This window comes from Nostoc sp., from assembly GCF_036917935.1.
In the GTDB taxonomy this organism is placed as follows: Bacteria; Cyanobacteriota; Cyanobacteriia; order Cyanobacteriales; family Nostocaceae; genus Nostoc.
In genome coordinates this window covers 38,149-58,606 of the sequence record NZ_JBALEL010000058.1, presented here as the reverse complement: position 1 = coordinate 58,606, position 20,458 = coordinate 38,149, and the positions used below count along the sequence as shown (strand labels likewise).

The window sequence follows — 20,458 nt, the reverse complement described above, 5'->3', positions numbered from 1 at the left end:
GGATGAGTCTTTGAACTCCATTAATGAGTTTTTGCTCTCTGCTCTCCTGCTTCCTGCTTCCCATTCCCCATGCACAATGCCCAATGCTCGACTCAATTATGAAGAAGTGCTTCGGGAGAATTTACTGTATCTTCCGCTATGGAAGTTTCGCCTTCCAATCCATTGATTCGACGGTAAAAATCTTGGAGATAATTTAAATCTTGGGCAAAAAAGTTTTCCACGATTGCAGGAGTCACTTCTGATAAAGCACCCAAGTGCGTAATCACTCGCGACAAGATAATAATTGTGGCATAGACAGGATTAGCTTTAACGCGTGGGTCACGCAAGGGTGCAATCTCGTCTATCGCCGTTGATAACCGCATTATACCTTTGCGGTGGAGGTTGCCTTCAGAGTCTAGATACCCCTTTGGCAGTATAAATTCAAACTCTGTAGGAAACATAATCCTCCTAATTATTTCACGCGCTTAAATTCCTCAAAAGCGACCTCCACTTCCTCAATTTCAATGTCATGGCTGCGGGCGCTGACATCGGCAATTTTGTAACTTGCGGGCCAAGCACCGGCTAATTCAAATCTAGCTACTTCTTCACTTGCCTGATTATAAATAGACAAAGCAACAAGTCTACGTTGCTCAGACCAATTACCTTGTTGGACTTTTTCAAACCACTTCCAAAAATCCATAGATTTGGTGGTACCTCTACGCAGAATGAGATTACCACTCTTGGGATTGCTAGGAAGCTTAGTTCTCACCACCTGACCTTTTGACTGCCCTTTTGTACCCCAGGTTTGAGAAGTAACTTCACAAATTTCAATTACCTCTTGTGTTCTTTTGAAGCCTTGACACTCCAAAAAAAAGCAATTGGCATCGTTTTGACCTTCTAGTTTCAGTTCTAAATAGAACCGATGGGCTGTAAGAACTTCTGGAATTCGGCTTGCGGATTGTACCACTGTTAATTACTGGATAAGCTAATTATTTAATCCGTTTAATTCCTTCGTGAACCAATTCAACCGTCTCATTTGCCATATCACCACCAGAGGCTGTTAAGGTAGGCCCAGTGTATTTACAAGGATAACAATTGACAATGTTCCAGCGTGCTTTTTCCGAGCCTTGTTGGTCGTAAGCAACCACCGAACCAGTCTTACGATTTTGTGACCACTTACGAGGATCGCCCATATCTTCGTTACAATCTTGATACCATTTATAAAGGTCTATATCATCAGTGGCGATGACTTTTACTGTGATGTTGGTAAATTTTACAACAGTTGGTGTAGCTTGACGCATTAGTTTAGCGCCCTTTGATGAACCGTGAACTTCTTGTGCTGGTGTATTCTCAACACCTAGCCCGCTAATTTCTTTGATAAATTTATCAGTAATTCCATCAGCCTCAAAGTAAAATTTACAAGAGGTTAAAAATTCGCCTGCCATACTTTTAGACTCCTTTGTGTGTGATTAATTTGGGGAATGGGGACTGGGGGGAGAATAATCATGCCCAATGCCCAATGCCCAATGCCCAATGCCCAATGCCCTACTCGCTATCTTCAATGCCATTCCATTGGCTGATGCGGAAAACAACAAACTCCGCTGGTCTGACGGGACAAACACCGACTTCGATGTATAAACGTCCTAAAATCCTGGTTTCTGGTGGGTTCAATTCTTCATCACACTTCACATAGAATGCTTGGGCTGGAGATGCCCCAAACAAAGCACCTTCACGCCAGATGCGCTCTAAGAAGTTACTGACGGTGCGGGTTACACGCGCCCATAAATCTTGGTCGTTCGGTTCAAAAACTACCCACTGAGTCCCCAGTTCTAAGGATTTTTCGATATAGCTAATTAGTCTACGCACACTGATGTAACGCCACTCTGTTTTATCTGGTTCAACTAAAGTGCGTGCCCCCCAAATGCGGATACCTCGGTTAGGGAAGCTGCGAATACAATTTATCCCCAGGGGGTTTAATAGTTCTTGTTCGCGGAAGTTTGTGTCATAGCCCAAACCAATTACGCCTCTGGGAACTTCATTTGCAGGGGCTTTGTAAACTCCTCTGGTTTCGTCGGTGCGGGCCCAAACACCCATCACATGACCACAAGGAGGTACTAAAATTGGATTACCGCGATCGCGTGGATTCGGTACTTTGATCCAAGGATAATAAAGGGCCGCAAACATCGAACGACGGTTAAATCTATTCAACCATTCCACTACTTGCTGCGGTTTAACGGCTTCCGGTGGCGAATCAAGTACAACCATGCGGTTAGGCGGATTGGGAATATCGCCACTGGCAGAACCCTCGCACATACTAATCATCAGTTCGATGATGCCGTGGACTTGATCTAAATTCAGTACTTGCTCTTGATAAGCCCGCATCACATCAGGACAGGCTAGCATTGTGATTTCATCAACTTCAAAGATACCGCGTACCCCGGTGCGATCGTCTCGAACCCCTTCTAAATTTTGCGAAAATCTATCGGGTGGAGTGGCGACAATGGGCGGTGCTAGTTCATATTGACCATTAACCGGACGACGAGCTAAAGGCTGTCCACTTTGAGTTATGTCTTCTACAGTGACATACATCGAATTTCTCAATGCCGCCAGCGCATAAGTTGCGGCTTGAGCACCAGGCTCGCGGTTCATCGTCAAATTTTCATATTCCTCTAAAAGCTCATCTCCCCGACGAATTTGAATTGTGAAGTATTCGCCTGTATTTGGAGGCGCTTCTCCTTCAGTACCTTCAGGTAAGGCGCGGGGCGAACCATCAATAATGATGAGATTTACTAATCCGCCTGCTGCTTGCTCAGGGCGCAAAGTAAAGCGCAGGGCTGGACGATTGCCTCGAGCGTTGATTCGTAAGTTAGCGGGTTCTGGAGTCGTGGGTTTGGGTGCGCCTGGTAACTGAGTACCGATGCTTGTCACCCAACAGCGACCGCCACCATTCATAAAGTAGCCGTAGACTGAAAAGGGTAAATAGGCGTTGAAGTCGGTGAACCCATCAGAATTGAGACGGGCAAAGTAATTGAGATATTGCGTCCAATTGGTTACTAGCACGGGCTTATATAGTTCAGCCCCACCGCGAACGTCTTCTGTAAAGCCGACAAATCCGGCAACTGCCGTGCTAACACCTTCAATCGGTCGGCTACCTCGGTCAATTTCTTCAATGTAGACACCAGGAGCAAAGTAATCAAGTCTAGCCATGAAAGTCTCTCCAAGTCAGTAAAAATCTAATTATTCAGGAGTTAGAAATATTTCTTTGAAAGTATTACTTTGGTTATCTACCAATGCGTTGACGTTTTGGGGTAAATAGCCAGGATGATTCAGAATCAAAACATAATTACCTAAATGAAGGTCTTCAAAGAAGAACAGCCCTTCTTTAGTGGTTAATAGAGACTTTTCAGTTCCCCTCACAGCTACTTCTGTCGCTACCAACGGCAGATTTGTCACCGCACTTTTGACAATACCCGCGATCGCAACTCGCCTGGTTAATACTAGACTGTCACTATCGCGAGACAATTGATTTCGCAAATTGAAAATTCGCTCCCAAACTAAAGGCACTGGAGTAGGTTGTGGCTCGAAGGGGATTGTAACTGTCAAATATAAGGCTGAACGCAATGGCACATTCAGAGCGCTCCATAAAGAGCCAATCTCAATTGGCGGCTCTAGCGCAACTGTCATGTTCAAATTACCATAGCCCCGTAATTCAGGAACCAAAAACTCCTCTTCTAAGGTGCGGTGGCGCAACAGCACAGTCAACGCCTCACTGATAAAGTGATGCTCACCTAAAGCTGTTCTATCCCAGGCTGTTAATAGCAGCGAAACATCAAACCAAGCGGGTGCCCAATTTACAGTAGCAGGTTGTAGAGCGCGTGTTAGCTTGCGTTCAACTTGCCTACCAGAATGTTGTACCTGCTTACTCTCACGTATATCAAAAATGTATAAATTGAGAGTCGGGCCTGCTCCCTCTTCCCTTCGATTACCAGGATGGCTAAAGTCAATTTGCTCTGTACTGGTAAGTGAGGTTCCTCCAGCGAGAATTTCGGCTAAAGTTTGAAGAACGAAGATAAGCATGAAGGTGTTCTGCTGGTAGCTAATCCAGATGCATCTAGAGTATATGTATCAGTCTTCTAAAGTTAATTAGACTTTTGTCGATATTTTTCGATGGGGCATTCGGCATGGTTATTCTCCTTGTCCTACTCATCTCCCCCAGAATCATGAGCGAAAGGGCTGGAAGATATTATATTTTCAATAATCCGAAAAGCAGTAACTTCAGTTTGTAGATAAGTCTGGAGTAGTTTTTAATTGGACGCACTAGATTTTTTCTTGTGAAGTGTGATGGATTTCCGTAGGGTAGCGCTCACTACGAACCAAGCATTATTGCCTTGCTAGAGCATTACTCGTTTAAGTGTTACAAATAAAATCTATCACATACTTATATATACTTAGGGGAGTGATAAGAAACTGTAAATATAAGCTTAATAATTTTAATAATTCTTTGTATGAATTATCTAATCAAGATAACTTAACAAAAAAATAAACATTACTGAGACTGCATAATTTTATACTGATCAGCAGAATAGTAAAAACATTTGGTTACAAAAAGCGAGTGAAGCTATGACACTAGGCTTTTCTATACAAAAACTAGAGAATGGCTCGAATTATTTGAGTTCCTCAGACATCCAAAGCTTTTGTCAGCTAGAGTCTGAGCAGTTAGCTAGTCAGTATCCAATTTTTTTCGCTCGGATTGTCTATCATGATTCATTATTGAGAGCTAATCAAGAGGTTATAAATTATGGTCAAGACCAAGCTCCTTTTTCTCCAAAAACTTTAGCTTATTTGCGCTCAGAAACATGGCTGACAGATTTTCCGCCTGCTTTGACTTTACACGAATTTAAACTTAAGGATTTTTCATCCATTTCTTACATTTGCCCTATATCCTATAGAAATCAAAAACCTGAATACATTCAAATCATTACTCATGAACCTCTCTCATCGAGTTTACAACTATACGTAAAACGCTCTGCTATGCTCCTGAGTAAGTATGTAGATATTTACTTGGACTATGGAAGACAAAAAACTGAAATTCAACTCCTAGAAGATATCCTACATCGAATAGGCCATCAATTGCGTAACTCTCTAGGACTTATAGGATTGTATGCACATAATCTCTGCTTAGGTTTAGAGGATAGCCCTTGGCAAGAGCAAGCAACAATCATCGGCGAAAGTATACAAGATTTAGATACTAATTTAAATGAACTGATTGATTGCGGTCAAAGTGCAAAATTAAGGGTAACACTTCAAGATTTAAGAAGTTTGGTAGTTGAAAGTATCACAAATTTAAAACCTCTAATTAATCAGAAAAAACTTAAAATATTGATTCCTGATACATCAACAATACTGAAGATAGACAGATTGCAAATGAAGCAAGTATTTGATAATATCCTCAGTAATGCTGTTCATTTTAGTCCTCATTTAGGAACTATTACCTGTAGCTGGCAAATTTTTCAAGATGAAGTTTTAATTAAAATCTCCGATCAAGGGCCAGGATTGTCTCAAGAAGATTTAAAAAAAGTATTTACTCCATTTTATTCTCGGCGTAAAGGAGGCACAGGACTGGGTTTAACTATTGCTAAAAAAATTATTCTGGATCATCAAGGAAGTATCTGGGCGCAAGTTTTGCCAGAAAGTGGGGCACAATTTTCTATAATTTTACCTCGACGAAGGAATGGATAAGTAATTCGTAATGGGCTACCCCCCGTTACGCTAACGTAATTCATAATTAATAAGATGATTAATGATAATAAAAAACTTTCAGTTTTGCTGGTAGATGACGAAGAACGCTTTCGTCAAGGGTTACGTACTCTCCTGAATTTTTATAGTATTAATTCTGCATTACCTATAGAAGTTATGGGTGATGCAGATTCTGTTGAGCAGGTTTTAAAGTTTACAGCCCAGAAGTGTCCAGATTTAATTTTGCTGGATATGCAATTGAAAGGATGTGATGGAATTACAGTTCTGACACGTCTGAAAGAAGCTGCTTACACTGGCAAAGTTTTAGTATTGTCGGCTCATCAAGAAGACGACTGGATTTTTAGAGCAATGCAGGCGGGAGCCGCAGGTTATGTGTTTAAAAATCGCGTAGCGACACAACTATGTGAAGCTATCGACACTGTTACAAAGTCGGAAATTTATCTACCTTCAGAAGTTGCTAGTCGATTTTTTCGGTTTTTTCAGGCTTATTCAGACTCTTGTGTGAAAGCATGTCATGAGGTGCATTTAACCGAAAGAGAGCAAGAAGTTTTATACTGGTTAACTCAAGGAGCTTCTAATGAAGAAATAGCTAAACATTTATATGTAACAGTTGCTACTGTTAAGGCGCATCTCACCAGTATTTTTGAAAAATTGAAGGTTACTAGCCGGACTCAAGCGATTGTGGCTGCCCTGAAGTTAGGATTAGTTCACGCTTGAGCGCCAGGGAAGTAATCGGCGCAATTCACAAAACTCTTTGTATATGCCTTCATTTGAATCTTTTTATCAACAATACCCCTGCTCGTACAATTCTCCCTTAAATTGCGATCGCCCCTTCCAAACGGCACAGCAAATCAAGGGCGCTAAGTTTTGTTTGGAATGTGGTTTTCCAGCAACTTTACCGCAGGAAGCTGAGATTAAAGGAAATCAGGGGACTTATCAAATAGCTAGTTTTGTTGGTGTGCGGGGTTTAGGCCGCTTATACTCAGGTATCCAACTTAAGGACAAACAACCTGTAATCATCAAAGAATACCTACTACCCAATCGTTGTTTTAATGAAACCGAGACTCAAAAGCGGAAAGATGCTTTTAAACGGGTGGGTGGGGTAAGTTTAGCCGATAGTCGAATTCAAAATTTCCGTCTTGTGGAAACGAAAGAAGCGATCGCAGATGAAAAAGGAGAACGCTGTTATTTAATTACTCAAGGAATAGAGTCATCCCAAACTTTAGGTAAGTATCTCATAGAAAAGGGAGCAATGACATCTCCTGATGTGCGTGAGGTACTTAATCAAGGTTTACAAACTCTCCAGTTTCTCCACACCCAAAAGCTGCGTTTTCCCTCCAATCAAACACAACTGGGTATAACTCACGGGAACATCAATTTAGATAGTACCTTAATTAAGGTAGAAAATAATCAAAAGTTTTCTATATACTTTTGTGATTTAGCTATCTGGGAAAACTTATTTATTCCACCAAATATTGCTCAACCCGCCCCCGCCAGACCTGAGCAAGATTTAGAATCATTAGGATTGCTAGCCTTTTCTTTATGGGTAGGGCGGACAACTAATTTTTTATCTAACCAGCCTCTCGATCCTAGAGATAATCAACAATGGCCAGATACCGATAGCCATTTAAAGCAGTTTATTTATCGTTTAATTGGGCTGGAAAATCCTTTTGAGAGTGCAGAAGCGGCTCGTCAAGCACTGCTAGAACTTCCTAAAGAAGATCGTGGCAAAAGTTCAAGTTCAGTGCGATCGCCAGGTTCTCAAGAAATAAAAAAGTCTTTGCCAATGCCCTTACTTTTGCTATTAATTCTGGTTTTATTACTACTTGGTGGGGGAATTTGGTATTGGCTTTGGGGCAGAAAAACAGATAGTCCTAATCAATATATACTATGGTCTAGACTTGTGCGGAATTTTTCAGAAGTCTCCAACGTTCCTTCTGGACAATTTACTTACACGGGAGAAAAAGACAGTACATGGAGTTATGTTTTAACGCAACCTGTAGACAACAGTCGTTTAGGAGATTTATTGACCCGACCAAAATCAGATGCAACAGCAACATTTGACTATAAATCTGTTTTGTCATCTAATGTAAATAATCCGATTAAAAGTATTGAAGAAGTCCAAGCAAGCAAAAAAGATTTTGCAATTACTAGTTTGGTAGACAACATCACAGATAAACTTGCTAAAAAACCAGTTGCTAATGACGGGTTACTTGTTTTTGTAGCATTTAATAAAAGAGACTCAAATCTTGCTAATGCTCTTGGGGGGCAAATCAATCTTGAACAATTGCGTCAAATTTACACAGGCAAAATTACTAATTGGCAGCAAATTAGTCCCAAACTTCCCAATCTGCCTGTGAAACCTTTTGCCCCAACTGAACCGGAAGCAATCAGTAAATTTCAAGAAATAGTTCTGAAAAATGCCCCTCAAGACGAAGCTTTATTTGCAGCAAAAGTTACTAAACTTGATACAACAAAAACCCAAAACCTGATACGCAGTGAGACTTTAGAAGGGCGAAGCACTGGTATTATCAGTTTTGGCATTATCAGTAAAACTTCGAGTCAGTGTACTGGCTATCCCCTAGCGATCGCAGATGGTAAAAAGTCAGCGATTCAACCTTTATTTCAAAGACGCGATCGCCGCTCAATTAATCCCTCAGATGACTTGTGTCAGCATGATGATTATTATGTTGATGTCACAACTTTCCAAAGCTACCCTCTGGGATACCCTATTTTTGTAGTGTACCCTAAAGACAGCAGCCGCCTGCCTGGTGGTTCTACATTTGCCCAGATGCTAACTACTCGTCAGGGTCAGTGTTTACTTAGTAAAGTAGGTCTTGTAGCTTTACAACCTATGCCTGATGATATAAATTCCTATGCCTGCAAATCGGTGCCCTAATCCCAGTTGCGAATATTTTAACCGCGCCCTGCCTAACAATGCTAAGGTTTGTCCCTGGTGTTCCACTCCTGTGGGTAATGTAGTTTCTCCTACACCACAACCACCCAATCAACAACCACCCAATCAACAACCGCCCAATCAACAATCGCCCAATCAACAACCGCCCAATCAACAATCGCCCAATCAACAATCGCCCAATCAACAACCGCCTGTTCAGTATCAGCGGCCAGCAACAGACCAATCTAATTACCAGGTTCCCCAACAAACTCCCGTTGATTATTCAACAGTCTATCAGCCACGAGTTTCCTATCAACCAACGCCGCCTGTTTATACCCCCCCGTCTCAAAGAGCGCCAGCCTTAAAGCTGATTCATAGCACCGGCAGAGAATTTAACCTTGTTGGGGAAGGAGGTTATATTGGTCGCCGCAGTCAGAGTCCAGGAATAGCGCCGCCAGAAATCGACTTGACTGGCATTCCTAGTGAGGGAATAGTCTCTCGTCGTCATGCGCGAGTCGATTGGGACTGGTCGCAAAACTCATATATGATTGTTGATATGAGTACAAATGGTATTTATTTAAACAATAATCCTCTAACTCCTGGTATGCAATATCGCCTGTTAAACGGTGATTCACTGCGATTTGGTCAGGATAACCTAGTTAACTTTACTGTATATGTTGTGTAGTAAAAACCTTATTTGAGAATTGACCAATGACCAATGACAAATGAGCAATGTATTTCGGGAATTCCTGCAAAAAGTAGGCAGCGGAAACCACACCGCCGAGAATTTAACTCGCGCCCAAGCAGCCACCGCTACTAAAATGATGCTGCTGGGTGAAGCGACACCAGCCCAAATCGGAGCGTTTTTGATTGCTCATCGAATCAAGCGCCCTACAGGGGAAGAGTTGGCGGGAATGTTGGATGCTTATGAGGAACTGGGGCCAAAACTGCAACCAATAGTCTCTGGGCGACCAGCGATCGCTCTTGGCATACCTTATGATGGCAGAATACGCACAGCACCAATTAGTCCGGTAACAGCTTTACTACTCGCCGCAGTCGGACAACCAGTGGTAATGCACGGTGGCGATCGCCTACCAACGAAGTACGGCTTACCCCTGATAGATATTTGGCAGGGTTTAGGAGTCGATTGGACTACCTTACCACTAGCAAAAACCCAACAAGTGTTTGAGCAAACGGCAATCGGCTTTATTTATCTACCTCAGCATTTTCCCTTAACTACAAGTATTTGGGAGTACCGCGACCAGCTTGGCAAACGTCCGCCCTTGGCGACAATGGAGCTAATTTGGTGTCCTTATGCTGGGGATGCTCACGTAATTGCTGGGTTTGTCCATCCGCCGACAGAAGGGATGTTTCAGATAGCTCTAGAACTGCGAGGAGTAACAAAATTTACATTTGTCAAAGGATTAGAAGGTAGTTGCGACTTACCGCGCGATCGCACTGCAATCATCAGCTTATCTTCATCCGTAGCATCGCAAGAGGTAGAGCGATTGCACCTCGTACCGCGTGATTACGGCTTTACTACCAAGAACGTACCCCTTGGAACTACTGAAGAACTGGTGGCGGATATTCAAGAGGTTTTGGCAGGTAAACCAGGTGAATTGATGCAAACAGCCTTGTGGAATGGCGGATTTTATCTATGGCGGAGTGGTATTTGTCCAAATATGGCAGAGGGTTTAGCTAAAGCAGAAGAATTATTAACCAATGGTGTAGTAGCAGCTAAACTCCAAGAACTGAGACAGGTATTGACGCTCCTCGGCATAAATGCCAAGGATTCTTAGTTCATAGACGCGCCTTAAAATCATCTATCCTTTCGGCAATACTTAAACCTGAAACCCGTTTATAAAACAAAGCTTCTAGTTTAATTTAGCTGACCCCAGTGGGCTTCATCTCCCTAAGCGTTAGAGAATTTATTCTCTCGTTCTCGTGCGCCCCACGATACGTTTAATTTCCTCAAAATTTTAGGTTTACTGGTTTAGATGCGCGTTGGCATCCATGCTATGTTTATCGTGGTTTACTCGCTACCCACTATCCATTATTTTTTCCTAGCCAGTCGTTTTGGGGTTGGTTATCCATTTGAGAAGCGCGGTTATTCTACCTATGGCATAATTAATATTGTACCCTCAAATGTGCCCCATGTCTAGAGAAAAATCGATTAAAGTTAGATTGTCTGAGTATGAACTTCAGCAGCTGAAGAAAGAAGCAGAAAAACAAGGCGTGGGAATGTCTGATGTTCTTAGAAAATGTATAGCTCAATTTTCAAAGCCGCCCTAGAACGGCGGGGCTTTAAACCCATTAATTCCGGTAATAACGTGAGTTTTATGAACCTCTCTCTGCCTTGAACTAAAGTTCAAGTCTTTCCCTCTCCGACTCGGAGAGGGACGGTTTTACGTAGTAAAATCAGGGAAAGGTCTTTTAATTGGGCTAATTAGACGGACACTATATAAGCAGTCGAATTTACGTTAATTAATTACGAATTAGGAATTATTTTGTCAGCGACTTCTCCAAAATAGATTTTTGTTGCAACCAATCCTGACCTACTTGGATACTGATATCTGAGCCAAGGTTGCCAGTACTTTCCACACGCACTTCTCCAAATCCGAGAGTGTTGCGAATTGATTCGGCACTGTCACCATCTCCTTGTTGGGCAACAATGTGAGTTACATCTAAAGGTTCACCCCATGCCTTAGCCACATAGATGTTGCGATATCCAGATTTTTCCAAGGCTCTAATTAACGGTTGGAGGTTAGAGCGATCGCCACCTGTACTATCTTGAATTGCTACACGCAAAGAGCGTGGATCAGTCGTAGTCGCCAGTTGTTCCTGTTCTGAGTCCAAACCAAAGTGTTGAGCCATCAGTTTTGCAATACCATTTTTGTTGGGCAACCAATAGCTAGCATCAAACTCGCCTTTCTCGCTAAAGCGACCAGGCAGCATTAACATTTGCATATTAGAGCGATTTGTCCGCACCCCAAAACCCATTAGCGCCACTAACTCTTCAACCGTCAAGTTAGTATCAATGTGTTCTTTCACTACATCAAGAACTTTAGGTAATTGAGCAACAGTAGCCGGGTTGAGTGTTTGCTCCATCAAAGCACGGATGACCATTTGCTGCCGCTGAATCCGACCAATATCACCGAGTTCGTCATGGCGAAAACGCAGCAATTGCAGTACCTGATCGCCGTTAAGATGCTGTTTACCCGCCTTCAAATTGATGTACAAATGCTGAGAATCATCTTGGTATTTCATATCTTTAGGGACGTAGACAGTCACGCCACCCAAAGCATTAATCAGCTTGGCAACTCCTAGAACGTTAATTCGGATATAGCGATCAATCCCCGCCCCACCTAAGAGATTACTGACGGTTCTAGCAGTCAAAGCTGGCCCACCGTCAACATTGGCAGCATTAATTTTTTTTACTCCATACCCCTCTATTTGGGTGCGGGTATCTCTGGGAATGGAGAGCATATTTATTTTTTTCGTCTCTGGATCAAATTTGACCAAGAGCATCACATCAGAAAGACCATCAAAAGAGTTGACTTGGGGCAAGTATTTGAGATTTTTGGTTTCTTCTGGAGGGTTTTGGATATCTGGGGGAAGTACGCTCATTCCCATCACCAAAAGATTCACCGGACGAGTTAATTCTGAAAATCGCAACACACCTCCAGAAATGCGATCGCTATCAAAGGCCGCCTCATCCTTTGGAGTTAGCTGGGCTTGTTGCAAAGGCGTACTAGTCAAAGACACCGCCAAAAGCGCCCCTGCTGTTGCTGACACCATTGCAATACCACTCATACCTACCCAAAACCACAGCCAACGTCCTGATGTCGAGTTCTGGGAAATTTTTTTACTGGACTTTAAGGCTTTTCCCGACTGGTTTTCTTCCGCCGAACTTCTTTGAATGGTCACAGACTTCCTCACACTTACTCACTAATCAAATTCGGTAATTTTGCAGACTAAAAACATGCAAACAAATCAACCCATAATAACTAACTCTTAATTATCGGTGCTAACTTTTTTAATGTAGTGTCAACCACAACACTTATAGCAGCATTTATTCTTCTTTTGGGCAACCTGGAGATGTTTTACTGAAGTATGGCAATAATAAACTGGATTTGACTAGATATATGGATAAATTAGCCTTAAATTTCCATAAAATCAGTAAAAACACCGACAAATTATCATCCGAAACAATTAAGATAAATACTTGCCAAGCACTCGTTCTGCTAGAGTACTAAACCCTGATAAACGACCAGATTTGCCCTGCATCAGACGCCAAATCAACCAGACACTTACTAAAAAGTAACCCGAAGTGAGAAAGCTATTCAGGATAAATAGACGTAGCGGAAAAAAATCTGAAGTTGCTGCTCCGGTAGCCAATAATAAATAACTCAACAGCCAAGTAAGTGCCAAAGTAATAGACAGACGGCTAATAGCAAGTTGTTCCCGACTACCCTGGCCCCGATAGAGCGTCCACAACGATGGAAAAAAGCCGATGATCGGAACTAAATTTAAAAGCAATTGTATTTTGGGCATTGAGCATGGGGCATTGGGGAAGGTGGGGCCCCCTCTGGGGATAAGAGATAATGGGTCAGGTGGGGCCCCCAGTCCCCAGTCTTCACTCTCTTTCGGTTCAAAATTCTCCATTGAGGTTAGTCTAACTCCTAAACTAGAAGGATGAATAAGACTCATATAGTTAGAGATAATAAGCTGTAAAGAAAAATTTCATTTAGTTCTATTCCGCAATCAGCTCAAAATGCAGACACGTAAGCTACTCGACTGGTGGCAAACATTCACTCCAATAGCGCGAATCGGGGCGATCGCGCTATTCGCTCCGCTGCTAGTTATCAATGGTTGGGCAATTTCGGTATTTTTTGATTATTTCCATTCTCTCATAGTCATTTTAGTCGGAGCCTCAGTGCTAGCATTTCTGCTCAACTACCCCGTGAGCTGGATGGAGCATCATGGTGCTAGGCGAGAGCAAGTCGCTATTTTAGTATTTCTCTTGGCTTTATCGATTTTATTGGCCTTGGGTGTGACACTTTTTCCCCTGGCTCTTACCCAAGCTGAACAACTGGTGGCTCGTTTACCAGAGTTGATCGACTCTGGACGCTCTCAGTTAATGATATTAAACGAAAAAGCTGAGACTTTTGGCTTACCGATTAACCTCGATGCTCTGGTAGTGCAAATCAACGATCGCGTCAAGGGACAATTACAAGCGATCGCTGGACAAGTTTTAAATCTGGCTGTACTCACAGTTACTAGTCTGCTAGATATTCTCTTGACGATGGTTTTGACTTTTTATCTTTTACAGCATGGGGGTGAACTCTGGCAAAGTTTAGTCGAATGGCTACCTAATAAATTTCGCGATCCTTTCTCCAAAACAGTCCGCCTCAGCTTCCAAAATTTCTTCATCACCCAGTTGATTTTATCTACCTGTATGGCTTCAGCCCTCATTCCTACCTTTTTGTGGCTGAAGGTGCCATTTGGTCTGCTATTCGGTCTCACTATTGGTCTGATGGCTCTCGTCCCCTTTGGCGGTTCTGTAGGCATCGCCCTGACTACACTATTGGTAGCGTTGCAAGATTTTTCAATGGGTGTGAGAGTCTTGATAGCAGCAGTAATTGTACAGCAAATTCTTGAAAACTTAATTGCCCCCCGAATTTTAGGCAGTTTTACTGGTTTAAATCCAGTTTGGATTTTAATTTCGGTCTTAACAGGGGCAAGAATTGGTGGACTGTTGGGTGTAATTGTGGCAGTACCTACCGCTGTTGTAATTAAGACTGCTTTAAGTGCCTTGCGTCCTAATCGCGAGACAAGCGACAGTGCCACTGGGGAGATAACTGCATCTCCTCCAGCAAACGAGTCCTCGAAAGCTGACGCCAACAACACTTTGAGCATTTCTGAAGCGACATTGCCCTAATACAAGAAGGTAGGAGCAGGAAGTGTATCATGAGTTATTTATAAGGAATGGTAAGGGGCAAGGGGAAGGGTAAAAAGCTATTGCTCGTATGGTGGGCGACTATTATCAACCCTTTACCCTTTACCCCTCTTATTTATTTATTTATTTATTTATTAAATTCTGTTGCGATCGATTGTTTAATATCAAGATTTTCCAAATACTGTGAAAGGTCAATCCTTGCCACAAGACCTAGATGCCAATTGGTGTTTTGCTTCGATGTTCTAGATAGCCTCCAAGCCTCGCCAGTTCTGTCTTGCGACCATAACACACTAACGCATCCACAGCATTGTCCCAATTCTATTGGAAATTTGCCCGTCGGGTTTCTGACTCTTCACTTAACTCAAATAACTTGAGTGTTCTGGATTGAGTCTTGCTGAAGAATGAAGCATAACCAACATCACTAACCCAATCACAGAAGCTTTTAATTATGGAAGCAAAAACTGCCTATTGTAATTTTCAACAAACTCAATATGGGCGATCGCTTTTAAGCAGCTGTCTTAGCTCTCAATATACATAGGAGTCAAATGAGTACAATCACTACCAAGGACGGTACGCAGATATACTACAAGGACTGGGGAACAGGGCCCACAGTCATCCTCTCGCACGGCTGGCCGCTTAACGCTGACAGCTGGGAAATCCAAGCGCTGTTCTTGGCATCGCACGGCTATCGCGTCATCGCCCACGATCGCCGTGGTCATGGCAGATCGAGCCAGTCCTGGAATGGTAACGAGATGGATACCTATGCCGCCGACCTCGCTACGCTGATCGAAACACTCGACTTGAATGGTATTATTCTGATCGGCTTTTCCACAGGTGGCGGTGAAGTCGCCCGCTATATCGGTCGCCACGGCACAGCACGGGTAGCCAAAGCAGGGCTGATTTCCGCAGTCCCGCCGCTGATGCTGAAAACGGAGTCCAATCCCGGCGGACTGCCGATCGAGGTCTTCGATAAGCTTCGTGCTGGTTCCCTCGCCGATCGCTCGCAGCTATATAAGGATCTCGCCAGCGGCCCGTTCTTTGGCTTCAACCGACCAGGTGCTAAAGTCTCCCAAGGTCTAATCGATTCTTTCTGGTTCCAGGGGCTACAGTCGGGACACAAGAACGCACTCGACTGCATCAAAGCGTTCTCTGAGACGGACTTCACGGAGGATCTCAAACGGTTTGATGTGCCAACCCTGATTATCCACGGTGACGATGACCAGATCGTGCCAATCGGGGCTGCGGGGCTGGCTTCAGCCAAGATCGTCAAGAATACCCGTTTAGAAGTCTATGAGGGCGCACCACACGGTCTCACTAATACTCATGCAGACAGGCTCAACGCAGACCTGTTGTCGTTCCTCAAGGGGTGACACCGAGCCACCAATTTAAAACATCAATGTCGAAGATCCGAACAGGTGCGTTCTCGTTTTTTCGCAGCCCGTTTCGGACAACTTTTTCAAACTCAACAACTACGGCACTCATAATCATGAAAAAACTAGAAGGAAAAATTGCAGTCGTTACGGGTGCATCCAAAGGAATTGGTGCCTCTATTGCCAAACATCTGGCAGCCGAAGGTGCAGCAGTTGTCGTCAACTATTCATCTAGCAAAGAAGGAGCCGATCGCATTGTCGCCGAGATTCTCAGCGAGGGCGGTAAGGCGATCGCAGTACAGGCAAATGTTGCAAAAAAGGCAGAGATCGAACATCTTTTTGCAGAGACGCAGCAGGTATTTGGCAAGCTGGATATCTTGGTCAACAATGCCGGAATTTATGAATTTTCCCCAATCGAAGACATCACTGAAGAGCATTTCCACAAGCAGTTCGATCTGAATGTGCTGGGATTAATCCTCACCTCACAACAAGGAGTAAAGCACTTCGGAGCGGCGGGCGGCAGCATCATCAATATCAGTTCAATCGTTAGCACCCTTGCGCCCGCTAACGGCTCGGTCTATAGCGCCACTAAAGCGGCTGTCGATGCCGTCACGAAGTCGCTAGCCAAAGAACTGGGTTCACGCAACATCCGTGTCAATTCCATCAATCCTGGTATGGTGGAAACGGAGGGCACGCACACAGCAGGAATAACCGTAGCCAAGAGCGAAGGCCGCCAACAGACTGAAGCGCAAACCCCCCTTGGCCGCATTGGACAGCCAGAGGACATCGCACCTGCCGTCGTCTTCCTCGCATCCTCTGATTCAGCATGGATCACCGGCGAAACGCTGTACATATCGGGTGGACTTCGCTAGGTGTTCGGCGCGGTTACTTTAGCTCAATAGACATCTGGTGAAATTAATGATGCGTTACCTGAAACCCTTGTAGAGACGTTAAATATAACGTCTCTACATTCATTGTCGGAGATATCTTAAATCATTTTGAACTATTTTTTACATAAATCTAGGACTTACGCATTGACAAGAAATACTAAATATGAATAAGTTTAAAAACCACATCTTTTGTAAGGGCACAGAAAAAGCTCATTGGTGTCAACTTAACGTGAAAGCCAGCCTAGAACCAGCTTTTAGATATTGTCTCGTTCCCAGCCTCTGGCTGGGAATGCCGTCCTAGAGGCTCTGCCTCCCTTGCTGGCGGCAGAGCCACCAGGAGCAGCATTTCCAGCCTCTGGCTGGAAACGAGGTTTTAAAGGAGTTTCAGCTTAAGTTGACACCAATGAGCTTTTTCTGTGCCCCTACAGCATGGTCTATTTACGATCGCAGGATAATTAAGAAAAGCCTGAAATAACCTATTTTAGTTAATGCACATCACGATGCATTTGTACAGTGCGTAAGTTCTAAAATCTAATTTTTAGAATAATTATCGAATTGATCGTTTAGGGAAGGAAACCACTTTGCAAGAAGCGCTTTTAAATTGCAGCAGCGGTGAAATTGCTAGGTTCTGCACTTGCTGATCAATCCCATCTCCCTGAATAATCACTTGGGAACGTGACTGAATTAATTCCTGTATCTGTGGGCAACCTAGAACAGAAGTCAGTTCTGTTAAAGCAAAGAGAAATTCTGTGTTTAATTTATCTAACGATGGTCGCAATGTCTGGTTTAAGTCTGGCACGTTAGCAAAAGATTTAATGCCTTGCTTTTGCCAATTTTGAAAATCAGCGGTTTGGATGAGTTTTCCTGCTTCTATTTGTGCTTGAAAAAATCCTGCAACTCTATCGGGTTCTAGACTATGGGTTGTAGCTTGTTGCCTAACCTTTAATAGTAACTCTTGTTCGCGCTTTCGATCCTCAATCGGACGTTTTTGATTCCATTTCCAACGGGCTACATCATGTGCAATTAACAATCGCTGTTGGATCAATTTTAGTAATTTATCTACAGGTCTTTGTTCTTCTGCCCCCGTAATAGCTTGGGGATTTACTAATTTTACTGACCCAGAGTTCTGGGCAGCGAAATATAATTTTAACTTTGCAGCAACTACTGTACTACTGAAAAAAAGCCCAAAGAAAATGATGATGACAAACAACAGTGGATGCTTTCTCAAAAAACTTAAATTCATCTCAAAAAGTTTATACATCCTGCTACTTAGTAGGATTATCAGTAAATATATAGGAATACAGTAAGTAGGTGGGCGGGAAAATTTATAACTATGTCATTGCGTTCGCCCTTGGCGTTCCCGCAGGGTACGCAACGGAGTGGAGTGTTCGCGTAGCGTGTCGTAGACAAGCAATCGCAAGGTTTTCACCGCTTTTACTTTTCGTTACATAGTTAGGTTTATTTGTGCCTACCTACTTATTTTTAATCTCAAACAAAATATCTCATAATTACTGACAAAAAGCAAATTCCGGCTTATACGGGTATTGAGGAAATACATCATCAAGTTACCTCGCTATGTTCGGAAAAAGGAATGTAATAAATCGCACAATATAGTTGCTGTTATGTACCATTCTTGACGGGTTAAGGTCATAAACAATTTGTCAATCAGTAATAGTTGGCAAGAATACACCTAGTTGTGCATTGATGAGATAGGTAGATGTAGAGCCGATTTCTTTGTTAAAGATGACTTTTCTCAGTACTGGCACAATTCACGCCTTGAGAGTACAGCCGGAAATGGACTCTGCCAGAATTGCTATTTGCTGGCTAAATTGGGATATAGATGCGGAAAATTTTTCTGTGTAAACTTGACCAGCAAATGGTAATGAAAAACTATTATCAAGATTTTTTAATTCGTGATTGGGTGGAAAGCGATCGCACAAGAGCCGCCGAAGTGATCAGTTATGTATTATCAGAATACGGACTGGGTTGGGAACCAAAGGGTGCTGACCGAGATGTGGTGCGAGTAGAGGAATGTTATTTAGCTACTGGGGGAGAGTTTTGGGTAATTGAACACCAAAGTCAGTTAGTAGGTACTGGAGCATACTACCCCATACGTCGAGGCGAAAAAGCTGTTGAAATCCGCAAAATGTATCTTTTGCCCAGCATCAGGGGTTTGGGATTAGGGAAATATTTGTTACAACAGCTAGAAGCAGCGATCGCAAAGCGTGGTTTTCAGCAAATTTGGATTGAAACCGCCAGCGTTTTGGTGGAAGCAGTCAAGCTGTATGAAAGCAACGGCTATACTCCAGCAACGGGAGTAGAAACAACAAGGTGCGATCGCGTGTATGTTAAATTCTTCAACCAGCCTTAAATGCACACTTGGATTAAAAATCTCACAGGCTTACTCAATCTTTTTCTCCAATCCCATTGCCCCCTATGTCAACGCGCAACTTCTCAAGAATTCTGTCATAACTGCACCAAACAACTGCAAAAATGTCAACGTAAAGACCCGATTTCTCTATGGCAAGGGCCTATACCAGTGTTTGGCTGGGGGGAGTATGGTGGCCCGGTGAAACGAGCGATCGCGGCGATGAAATATGACAATCAACCCCAAATAGCTCGTCCTTTGGGTCAATGGTTAGGAGAAGCATGGTTGTTAAATTCACCGATGCGGGATAGCCAACCTGTAGTAGTTCCCATCCCACTCCACGCTAGCAAACAAAAACAACGTAAATACAATCAAGCCGCACTGATAGCAGAAAGCTTCTGCGAAATAACCGGATTAAAATTGAAACTAAACGGTTTAGCAAGAGTGCGAGAAACGGAAGCGCAGTTTGGTTTGTCGGTATCTAAACGACAAAAAAACTTGGACAAAGCTTTTGCTATTGGGCAAGAATTTCGCCATTGTCCCCCAAATGTCCCAGTGCTGTTAGTGGACGACATTTATACTACTGGTGCTACTGCCAGGTCTGCTGTGCAAACACTTCGTCAGTATGGAATTGTGGTCTTAGGATTAGTAGCTGTAGCCACTGCCGTCAAAGACGGATAGTTCAAGAATTAATGGCAAGCTTTGGCTTAAAAGTGGATGAATTGACCAATTTACCGTATTTTTGGAAAAAATTCCTTGAAGTGTTATGAATAAAGCTTTTGCAGCGGGTTTAAAACAACTCATCATCATTCCTGCCACGTTGCTGGCAATAGGCATAAGTACAAGTGCAGCTTTTGCTCAAAATAAGTTGTATAGTCCAATCCCTTTATCTAACAGTACTGAACTTTCCGATACCCTCTCAGACAAAGACATTCCTACAGGTCAAGGTGGATTTGCCCGTGATTACACTGTGAAGTTGCAGAAGGGCGAGAATTTAGCAGTTGACCTATCATCGGAAAACTTTGACAGTATCATCACACTGCTGGCACCTGATGGTTCGACTTTGGCAGAAAATGATGATGGCCCTGATGGTAGTAGCAATTCCTTACTATTTACTCGCATCGTAGAGACAGGGAATTATGTTATTCGTGTCCGGTCTTTTGGGGAAACTGGGGTTGGGGCTTTTAAACTCAAAGTGACAAAGTTGCAACCGATTAAATGAAGTCGGGATTGGGTCAG

The 20,458-nt window shown here is 43.1% G+C and carries 21 protein-coding genes; 13 read left to right on the top strand and 8 right to left on the bottom strand.

The window, feature by feature from the left end; genetic code table 11:
* Positions 1-92: 92 nt before the first annotated feature.
* The 5 genes from V7K62_RS24595 to V7K62_RS24575 all read right to left on the bottom strand — a co-directional run bounded on the left by V7K62_RS24595 (position 93) and on the right by V7K62_RS24575 (position 4,056).
* Positions 93-440 carry a hypothetical protein gene (locus V7K62_RS24595; protein ID WP_334868685.1) on the bottom strand — a complete coding sequence of 116 codons (348 nt, stop codon included), beginning with the start codon at positions 438-440 and terminating at the stop codon, positions 93-95.
* Between the two features lie 11 nt (positions 441-451).
* Positions 452-946: a phage tail protein gene (locus tag V7K62_RS24590; RefSeq protein ID WP_334868683.1), complete on the bottom strand. Its 495-nt coding sequence runs from the start codon at positions 944-946 to the stop codon at positions 452-454.
* A 22-nt stretch (positions 947-968) separates the two neighbouring features.
* Positions 969-1,424, bottom strand: a complete 456-nt coding sequence (locus V7K62_RS24585) for a phage tail protein (protein WP_094347975.1) — start codon at positions 1,422-1,424, stop codon at positions 969-971.
* A gap of 100 nt (positions 1,425-1,524) precedes the next feature.
* On the bottom strand, positions 1,525-3,186 hold the full coding sequence (locus V7K62_RS24580) for a phage tail sheath family protein (protein ID WP_334868681.1): 1,662 nt from the start codon (positions 3,184-3,186) through the stop codon (positions 1,525-1,527).
* Positions 3,187-3,216: 30 nt separating this feature from the next.
* Positions 3,217-4,056 (bottom strand): Pvc16 family protein, encoded by an 840-nt coding sequence (locus tag V7K62_RS24575; protein ID WP_334868679.1) that lies wholly within the window; start codon positions 4,054-4,056, stop codon positions 3,217-3,219.
* A 693-nt stretch (positions 4,057-4,749) separates the two neighbouring features.
* Between V7K62_RS24575 and V7K62_RS24570 the strand changes: the two genes are divergently transcribed.
* From V7K62_RS24570 to V7K62_RS31645, 6 genes are all read left to right on the top strand, one after another.
* Positions 4,750-5,718 carry a sensor histidine kinase gene (locus V7K62_RS24570; RefSeq protein WP_334868677.1) on the top strand — a complete coding sequence of 323 codons (969 nt, stop codon included), beginning with the start codon at positions 4,750-4,752 and terminating at the stop codon, positions 5,716-5,718.
* A gap of 54 nt (positions 5,719-5,772) precedes the next feature.
* The gene (locus tag V7K62_RS24565; protein WP_334868675.1) at positions 5,773-6,453 is read left to right on the top strand and encodes a response regulator transcription factor; all 681 of its coding nucleotides are present in this window, start codon (positions 5,773-5,775) and stop codon (positions 6,451-6,453) included.
* Positions 6,454-6,496: 43 nt separating this feature from the next.
* Positions 6,497-8,635 carry a substrate-binding domain-containing protein gene (locus V7K62_RS24560; RefSeq protein ID WP_334868673.1) on the top strand — a complete coding sequence of 713 codons (2,139 nt, stop codon included), beginning with the start codon at positions 6,497-6,499 and terminating at the stop codon, positions 8,633-8,635.
* The gene (locus V7K62_RS24555) at positions 8,613-9,317 is read left to right on the top strand and encodes an FHA domain-containing protein (RefSeq protein WP_334868671.1); all 705 of its coding nucleotides are present in this window, start codon (positions 8,613-8,615) and stop codon (positions 9,315-9,317) included. The genes V7K62_RS24560 and V7K62_RS24555 overlap by 23 nt, the downstream gene beginning before the upstream one ends.
* A gap of 40 nt (positions 9,318-9,357) precedes the next feature.
* Complete coding sequence (locus V7K62_RS24550) at positions 9,358-10,431, top strand: anthranilate phosphoribosyltransferase family protein (RefSeq protein WP_334868669.1); 1,074 nt, start codon at positions 9,358-9,360, stop codon at positions 10,429-10,431.
* Between the two features lie 346 nt (positions 10,432-10,777).
* Positions 10,778-10,924 carry a plasmid mobilization protein gene (locus tag V7K62_RS31645; RefSeq protein ID WP_442937332.1) on the top strand — a complete coding sequence of 49 codons (147 nt, stop codon included), beginning with the start codon at positions 10,778-10,780 and terminating at the stop codon, positions 10,922-10,924.
* Between the two features lie 210 nt (positions 10,925-11,134).
* Here the strand turns inward: V7K62_RS31645 and V7K62_RS24545 are convergent, their stop codons facing one another.
* Together V7K62_RS24545 and V7K62_RS24540 are read right to left on the bottom strand one after the other, a co-directional pair.
* Positions 11,135-12,559 (bottom strand): LCP family protein, encoded by a 1,425-nt coding sequence (locus V7K62_RS24545; protein ID WP_334868667.1) that lies wholly within the window; start codon positions 12,557-12,559, stop codon positions 11,135-11,137.
* Positions 12,560-12,844: 285 nt separating this feature from the next.
* A complete protein-coding gene (locus V7K62_RS24540; RefSeq protein WP_334868665.1) occupies positions 12,845-13,186 on the bottom strand; it encodes a hypothetical protein in 342 nt (113 codons plus the stop codon).
* Between the two features lie 220 nt (positions 13,187-13,406).
* On the opposite strand from V7K62_RS24540, the gene V7K62_RS24535 reads away from it, so the two are divergent.
* The 4 genes from V7K62_RS24535 (at position 13,407) to V7K62_RS24520 (ending at position 17,244) form a co-directional block, all read left to right on the top strand.
* Entirely contained in the window at positions 13,407-14,573 is a 1,167-nt protein-coding gene (locus V7K62_RS24535) for an AI-2E family transporter (RefSeq protein WP_334868663.1), read from the top strand.
* A 563-nt stretch (positions 14,574-15,136) separates the two neighbouring features.
* A complete protein-coding gene (locus V7K62_RS24530) occupies positions 15,137-15,961 on the top strand; it encodes an alpha/beta fold hydrolase (protein WP_334868661.1) in 825 nt (274 codons plus the stop codon).
* Positions 15,962-16,077: 116 nt separating this feature from the next.
* On the top strand, positions 16,078-16,833 hold the full coding sequence (locus V7K62_RS24525; RefSeq protein WP_334868659.1) for an SDR family NAD(P)-dependent oxidoreductase: 756 nt from the start codon (positions 16,078-16,080) through the stop codon (positions 16,831-16,833).
* Positions 16,834-17,112: 279 nt separating this feature from the next.
* Positions 17,113-17,244: a hypothetical protein gene (locus V7K62_RS24520; protein WP_334868657.1), complete on the top strand. Its 132-nt coding sequence runs from the start codon at positions 17,113-17,115 to the stop codon at positions 17,242-17,244.
* 154 nt (positions 17,245-17,398) lie between these two features.
* On the opposite strand, the gene aroQ is transcribed toward V7K62_RS24520, so the two are convergent.
* Positions 17,399-18,094: a gamma subclass chorismate mutase AroQ gene (gene aroQ / locus V7K62_RS24515; RefSeq protein WP_334868655.1), complete on the bottom strand. Its 696-nt coding sequence runs from the start codon at positions 18,092-18,094 to the stop codon at positions 17,399-17,401.
* Positions 18,095-18,733: 639 nt separating this feature from the next.
* Between aroQ and V7K62_RS24510 the strand changes: the two genes are divergently transcribed.
* The 3 genes from V7K62_RS24510 to V7K62_RS24500 all read left to right on the top strand — a co-directional run bounded on the left by V7K62_RS24510 (position 18,734) and on the right by V7K62_RS24500 (position 20,441).
* Positions 18,734-19,222, top strand: a complete 489-nt coding sequence (locus tag V7K62_RS24510; protein WP_334868653.1) for a GNAT family N-acetyltransferase — start codon at positions 18,734-18,736, stop codon at positions 19,220-19,222.
* Positions 19,223-19,900: a ComF family protein gene (locus tag V7K62_RS24505; protein ID WP_334868651.1), complete on the top strand. Its 678-nt coding sequence runs from the start codon at positions 19,223-19,225 to the stop codon at positions 19,898-19,900. It begins immediately after the preceding gene.
* Positions 19,901-19,985: 85 nt separating this feature from the next.
* Positions 19,986-20,441, top strand: a complete 456-nt coding sequence (locus V7K62_RS24500; RefSeq protein WP_334868649.1) for a PPC domain-containing protein — start codon at positions 19,986-19,988, stop codon at positions 20,439-20,441.
* Positions 20,442-20,458 lie beyond the last annotated feature (17 nt).

Excerpts from the sequence above, each read along its gene's own strand:
- V7K62_RS24595 (WP_334868685.1), bottom strand. The coding sequence starts at position 440 with ATGTTTCCTACAGAGTTTGAATTTATACTGCCAAAGGGGTATCTAGAC.
- V7K62_RS24585 (WP_094347975.1), bottom strand. The coding sequence starts at position 1,424 with ATGGCAGGCGAATTTTTAACCTCTTGTAAATTTTACTTTGAGGCTGAT.
- V7K62_RS24580 (WP_334868681.1), bottom strand. The coding sequence starts at position 3,186 with ATGGCTAGACTTGATTACTTTGCTCCTGGTGTCTACATTGAAGAAATT.
- V7K62_RS24575 (WP_334868679.1), bottom strand. The coding sequence starts at position 4,056 with ATGCTTATCTTCGTTCTTCAAACTTTAGCCGAAATTCTCGCTGGAGGA.
- V7K62_RS24565 (WP_334868675.1), top strand. The coding sequence starts at position 5,773 with ATGATTAATGATAATAAAAAACTTTCAGTTTTGCTGGTAGATGACGAA.
- V7K62_RS24560 (WP_334868673.1), top strand. The coding sequence starts at position 6,497 with ATGCCTTCATTTGAATCTTTTTATCAACAATACCCCTGCTCGTACAAT.
- V7K62_RS24555 (WP_334868671.1), top strand. The coding sequence starts at position 8,613 with ATGCCTGCAAATCGGTGCCCTAATCCCAGTTGCGAATATTTTAACCGC.
- V7K62_RS24550 (WP_334868669.1), top strand. The coding sequence starts at position 9,358 with ATGAGCAATGTATTTCGGGAATTCCTGCAAAAAGTAGGCAGCGGAAAC.
- V7K62_RS31645 (WP_442937332.1), top strand. The coding sequence starts at position 10,778 with ATGTGCCCCATGTCTAGAGAAAAATCGATTAAAGTTAGATTGTCTGAG.
- V7K62_RS24540 (WP_334868665.1), bottom strand. The coding sequence starts at position 13,186 with ATGCCCAAAATACAATTGCTTTTAAATTTAGTTCCGATCATCGGCTTT.
- V7K62_RS24535 (WP_334868663.1), top strand. The coding sequence starts at position 13,407 with ATGCAGACACGTAAGCTACTCGACTGGTGGCAAACATTCACTCCAATA.
- V7K62_RS24530 (WP_334868661.1), top strand. The coding sequence starts at position 15,137 with ATGAGTACAATCACTACCAAGGACGGTACGCAGATATACTACAAGGAC.
- V7K62_RS24525 (WP_334868659.1), top strand. The coding sequence starts at position 16,078 with ATGAAAAAACTAGAAGGAAAAATTGCAGTCGTTACGGGTGCATCCAAA.
- aroQ (WP_334868655.1), bottom strand. The coding sequence starts at position 18,094 with ATGAATTTAAGTTTTTTGAGAAAGCATCCACTGTTGTTTGTCATCATC.
- V7K62_RS24510 (WP_334868653.1), top strand. The coding sequence starts at position 18,734 with ATGAAAAACTATTATCAAGATTTTTTAATTCGTGATTGGGTGGAAAGC.
- V7K62_RS24505 (WP_334868651.1), top strand. The coding sequence starts at position 19,223 with ATGCACACTTGGATTAAAAATCTCACAGGCTTACTCAATCTTTTTCTC.
- V7K62_RS24500 (WP_334868649.1), top strand. The coding sequence starts at position 19,986 with ATGAATAAAGCTTTTGCAGCGGGTTTAAAACAACTCATCATCATTCCT.